The organism is Microcystis sp. M53602_WE12, from assembly GCF_030065455.1.
Taxonomy (GTDB): Bacteria; Cyanobacteriota; Cyanobacteriia; order Cyanobacteriales; family Microcystaceae; genus Microcystis; species Microcystis aeruginosa.
Window position 1 is genome coordinate 1 of the sequence record NZ_JASJFB010000613.1, and the last position, 4,849, is coordinate 4,849.

Annotated in this window: 6 protein-coding genes; 5 read left to right on the forward strand and 1 reads right to left on the reverse strand. The window is 44.2% G+C overall.

What is annotated here, in order from left to right:
* Window positions 1-422 precede the first annotated feature (422 nt).
* Window positions 423-557, forward strand: coding sequence for a hypothetical protein (locus PX482_RS19305; RefSeq protein ID WP_256378314.1), 135 nt, complete (start codon window positions 423-425; stop codon window positions 555-557).
* Between the two features lie 14 nt (window positions 558-571).
* Here PX482_RS19305 and PX482_RS19310 read toward each other — a convergent pair whose 3' ends face one another.
* Window positions 572-1,108: a deoxycytidylate deaminase gene (locus PX482_RS19310; protein ID WP_043995593.1), complete on the reverse strand. Its 537-nt coding sequence runs from the start codon at window positions 1,106-1,108 to the stop codon at window positions 572-574.
* 420 nt (window positions 1,109-1,528) lie between these two features.
* On the opposite strand from PX482_RS19310, the gene PX482_RS19315 reads away from it, so the two are divergent.
* From PX482_RS19315 to PX482_RS19330, 4 genes are all read left to right on the forward strand, one after another.
* A complete protein-coding gene (locus tag PX482_RS19315) occupies window positions 1,529-2,272 on the forward strand; it encodes an energy-coupling factor ABC transporter permease (protein WP_288027389.1) in 744 nt (247 codons plus the stop codon).
* A gap of 186 nt (window positions 2,273-2,458) precedes the next feature.
* On the forward strand, window positions 2,459-2,782 hold the full coding sequence (locus tag PX482_RS19320) for a PDGLE domain-containing protein (protein ID WP_288122870.1): 324 nt from the start codon (window positions 2,459-2,461) through the stop codon (window positions 2,780-2,782).
* A gap of 161 nt (window positions 2,783-2,943) precedes the next feature.
* Complete coding sequence (cbiQ, locus tag PX482_RS19325) at window positions 2,944-3,717, forward strand: cobalt ECF transporter T component CbiQ (protein ID WP_002761798.1); 774 nt, start codon at window positions 2,944-2,946, stop codon at window positions 3,715-3,717.
* 119 nt (window positions 3,718-3,836) lie between these two features.
* The gene (locus tag PX482_RS19330; RefSeq protein WP_002761800.1) at window positions 3,837-4,619 is read left to right on the forward strand and encodes an energy-coupling factor ABC transporter ATP-binding protein; all 783 of its coding nucleotides are present in this window, start codon (window positions 3,837-3,839) and stop codon (window positions 4,617-4,619) included.
* Window positions 4,620-4,849 lie beyond the last annotated feature (230 nt).

A 4,849-nucleotide genomic window follows, 5' to 3' on the forward strand; every position in this document is an offset into this window, starting at 1 on the left:
AAAACCCTTTTAAAATAAAGCTTTTGACCTGTTAAAGTCCGATGTTCATGCTGCGAAAATAGGATTGGGACGTTCAAAAACCTTGCATTATCCTTCTTGTAGTACATCGCTTGGTACAAAAAACAAGGGCAACAAAGCCTAAAACGATCGACTCCTGACGACCGGCTACTGACACCTACCCCCAGGAAAAACTTTTTCAGCAGACCCTATTTAGGGGTGGCTGAATAATGGGAAAAACCTTGTTGGGGAGGAATAGATAATCAGTTTTTAATAACCGGATTTAGTATTAGACGGAGATTGGTGGCTCTCTTAGGTTTGGTGGGTAAAATGTATTCTAAGATACAGTCCTGCTGGCGAGGGAGTGGAAGGAACCACAGAGGCACAGAGGACACAAAGATTGATCGCTTCTATAGTAAGTTAAAATGACCACACAAAGAACAAGAGAGCCGATTGGTTCCCCATCGATATCGAACCTTTTCTGGAAAACCGCCCATAAAATTATCCCAATTCAACTAACTTTATCTACCCTAGAAATAGAGACTTTTCCTAGTAATTAGCATCCTTGGGATAACTACCTGAGATCGATCGAAATGGGATTTAATAAAAATAAGGCCGCATGACTAGCCATTTCTGCTGATAAATAAATCTTTTTATATTTAATAATCCCCGTTTCTAGAAAAGAATCCCTTAACATTGCTTTTGTCCCACTATTAAAATCCGCTTCGTAAAAAACTTCTTTAATTCCCGAAGAAATAATTAGTTTTAAGCAGGAAATACAGGGTTCTAAAGTAACGTAAATACTAGCCCCTTGGGTAGAAATACCGTGTTTGGCCGCTTGAGCGATCGCATTAGCTTCGGCATGAATTGCTCTAGAGGGAATTTCTCCGGATTCTCGACAGGTTCCCAAACCGGGATAACAAAAACCCTGGGCAGTACAATGAACCGTTCCCGATGGCGAACCATTGTAACCCGTGGCTAAAACCTGCCGATCTTTGACAATTACCGCACCGACGGGAAAAGCTAAACAGGTGGATCTGGTGGCGGCTAATTTAGCGATCATTAAAAAATATTCGTCCCAAGTCGGTCTTTTTTCTTCAGAGTTGATCACGGTTTCATACCAAGCTAGAAAAAGCAAAAAAGAGGGGGTTCTCTCTGATAGCTTATCATTAGTTGACCTCTAAACCAATTAAAGCACCACCCTGACCATCGATCACGTGGCCAATGTAGTCACCAGCCTCTTCTAACTGCTCACTGGTTAAGGCATAGCATAAAAACTGAAAAAAACTCGAAAAATTAATAATAATTTAAAGAATTTGACGCTGGAGAATAATCAGATTTTGGCTGATAGCTAAACCTTGACGGCTGGCAAAATAACAGAAATTCTTAAGAAGCTAAAGGGTTTAAATCCCCAGAGAGAGCATTGTAGAATGAAGCGGTTAGTTATCTACTAGAAGATAGGACTTTTCCGTCCCAGCGAAACAATTCTATTCAAATCTTTAACCCAAATTGCCAAGGAGACTGAGTTTTAATGTCTGTTAATTTTCTGGGAGTTGGTTTGTTTCACCCTCTCCTTACCCCTTATCTCGCCCTCCATATTCCTGACGGCTTTTTGAGTCCATCGGTGAGTCTATTTACTTGGATAATTGCCGTTGTCCTGATTGGCTTTTCTCTCAAAAAAGTGCGCGGTCACTACGCTGAACGGGCTGTACCTTTGATGGGAGTTTGTGCCGCCTTTATTTTTGCCGCCCAGATGATTAATTTTCCCATTCCGGGGGGAACCTCCGGACATTTGTTAGGGGGGACTCTGGCGGGGGTTCTGCTCGGTCCCTGGGCGGGTTCTTTGGTGATGGCGGTGGTTTTTATCGTGCAAGCTTTATTTTTTCAAGATGGCGGTTTAACGGTTTTAGGGGCGAATATCGTCAATATGGGTCTGATCGGCACCTTTGGCGGTTATTATCTCTATCTGGGGATTAGGAAAGCCCTCGGTTTTCATAGTTGGCGCAGTATGGCGATCGCTGTTGCCCTGGCCGCTTGGACAAGTGTGGTGGTGGCGGCGTTAGCTTGCGCCCTGCAATTGGCTTTATCGGGGACTGTACCGCCTTTAGTCGCCCTTTTTGCCATGTTATCTTGGCATATCCTCATCGGCATCGGGGAAGCGGTGATTACCGTTTTCGCTGTCGGTTATATCTGGCGAACCCGTCCCGATCTTCTCTACGATCCGCCCCATTCCGTTAATACCTCTGTTCCCCCTTCCTACGCTCCTCGTCAATAGACCTCTTGTAAAAATCAAAAATTGTTGTTAGGGTCAGGAGTCGGTCGTCAGGAGTCAGGAGAATTAAGAATGAATAATAATCAATTAAATGGTCTATTTAAGGATTTTATGCAATTTAATCCTTATTTTTACCGTTTTTGAACCCTCAAAAATTAATTATGCAAGAGGTTTAATAAAGATTAGCCCATGAATATTCGCAGAAATAGCCAATTTTTTCTGATTGGTCTGGTATGCTCCCTAATTATCGCCGTTTTTCTTTCTCCCTTTGCCAGTCCCGATCCCGACGGACTCGATCGAGTGGCGGAAGACTTGCAATTTAGCAAAAAAGAAGACCCTAACGCCCTAGGTAGTCAATTACCTTTTGCCCGAATTTTTGATGGTTATGCCCTCAAAGGTGTTCCCGAAGGTATCGCCACTCCCATCGCCGGTTTTCTGGGAACTCTTGCCACTTTCGGCATCGCTTGGGGTATCGGTAAATTAGTCATTCCAAAATCCCAAAATCAGGAGTAAGGAGTCGGGACGTGGGGACGTGGGGACGTGGGGACGTGGGGCATTTAGCTGAAATTTCCCTAAATCCCTAAACCCCTAAACCCCTAAATCCCTAAACCCCTAAACCCCTAAATCCCTACATCCCCTTTCTAACTGATAACTGATAACTGATAACTGAATAAATGCTACACATTGCCACTTTTTCTTGCGAAAATGAGCGCCCAAATTTCGGTTTTTGGCAGAGACTCGCGCCCCATACCCGTGTTTTAGTGACTCTTTTGTTAGTTTTTGCCACAGCCTTAACGCCGAATGGTAGCTGGGAAACTTGGGGGATTTACGGATTAGGATTAATTATTTTAATTCTGATCAGTCGGGTGGCTATTCCCGTACTTTTACAAAGAGTAGCGATCGAATTTGTCTTTATCGGTGTGGTTTTATTGGGAACTCTTTTTCGTGATGGCGGGGAAATTCTTTGGTCTTGGGGATTTTTGCGGGTAACTAGCGAGGGATTGCTGGTGTTAGGCAGTGTGGCCCTAAAAGCTTTTCTCTGTCTTTGTACGGTCAATATTCTGGTTTTAACCACAGCAATTCCCGACCTGTTGCAAGCATTAGTTACCCTGAAAACTCCCCCTTTATTGGTGGCAATTTTGGCTTCTATGTACCGTTATCTAGCTGTTTTGATCGCTGAATTTAATTCCATGCGAAGGGCAGCAATTGCGCGCAATTTAATGAGTAGTCCCCGATGGCAACGGTTGCTAGTGGGACACATGATCGGCGCTTTATTTATCCGTACCTACGAACGTGGCGAGCGCATTTATCAAGCCATGTTATCGAGGGGTTACACTGGTTCCTTGCCCTCTGTACAGGTTCCCCAAAGCAAGCTGAAAGATTATCTCGCTATAATTTGCATAGTAATTCTGATCCTCTGGGGTCAAATGGTACATCTGCTCAGTTGACACTCCCGTTGCCTAAACTTGAAGCTAGATTGACAACCTGTTGCCAAAAAAGCCGTCCTCCGCTACGCTAAAGGACGGGGAACCTTAAACCCAATTTTTCGGTAAAAGTCTCGTTTTTCATGCACCACAACCCGATTTTTATTGAAAACCTAGTTTATACCTATCCTGACGGCACAGAAGCGTTAAAGGGTATTAATTTAGCCATTGAAGCTACGGAAAAGGTGGCTTTGGTCGGGGCAAATGGATCGGGAAAATCCACCTTATTACTGCATTTTAACGGTATTCTCCCGCCGCAAACGGGTAAAATCACCGTCGGTCCCTACCAAGTTAAACCGGAGAATTTAGAAAATATCCGCAATTTTGTCGGTTTAGTCTTCCAAAACCCCGACGATCAGCTATTTATGCCCACTGTCTGGGAAGATGTGACTTTTGGCCCGATGAATCAGGGAATTCGCGGAGAGGATTTAAACCATCGCTGTCATCATGCTTTACACGCGGTGGGATTGGATTCCCAGCATTATGGTAAGAGAAACAGTCAGAATCTATCGGGGGGTGAAAAAAAACGCGTGGCGATTGCGGGGGTTTTAGCCATGTTACCGCAGGTCTTAGTTTTTGATGAACCTAGCGCCCAACTAGACCCCCGGTCCCGTCGGCAATTAATACAACTGTTAGCCACTTTACCCCAAACCCAAGTGATCGCTACCCACGATCTCGATCTGGCTTTAGAATTATGCGATCGCACGGTTGTTTTAAATCGTGGTCAGGTGGTGGGAGAGGGAGAAACCGCTAAGATTTTAAGTAATCGGGAATTTTTGGAACAACACGACCTGGAAATACCCCTTTGTTATAGTCGTCCCTACTGTGCGATCGCTGATGCGCCCTCACAAGTCAGTGATCAGTGATCAGTGATCAGTTATCAGTTATCAGTTATCAGATGTGAGTTTTCAGTTCACCGATTACTGTTTACTGGACGGCTACGCCGTGCCTTTGGCAACACTGAAAAAAAGCTCCCTTTTCCCCCCTCATAGACAGTCTTAACGAGTGATTTGGATAGGCCTTCCTGAATAAATCTAAAAACCTTGTTGGTTAAGCCTTTAAGACTTTTTGTCCATCAAAAAGAACCATTTATGGG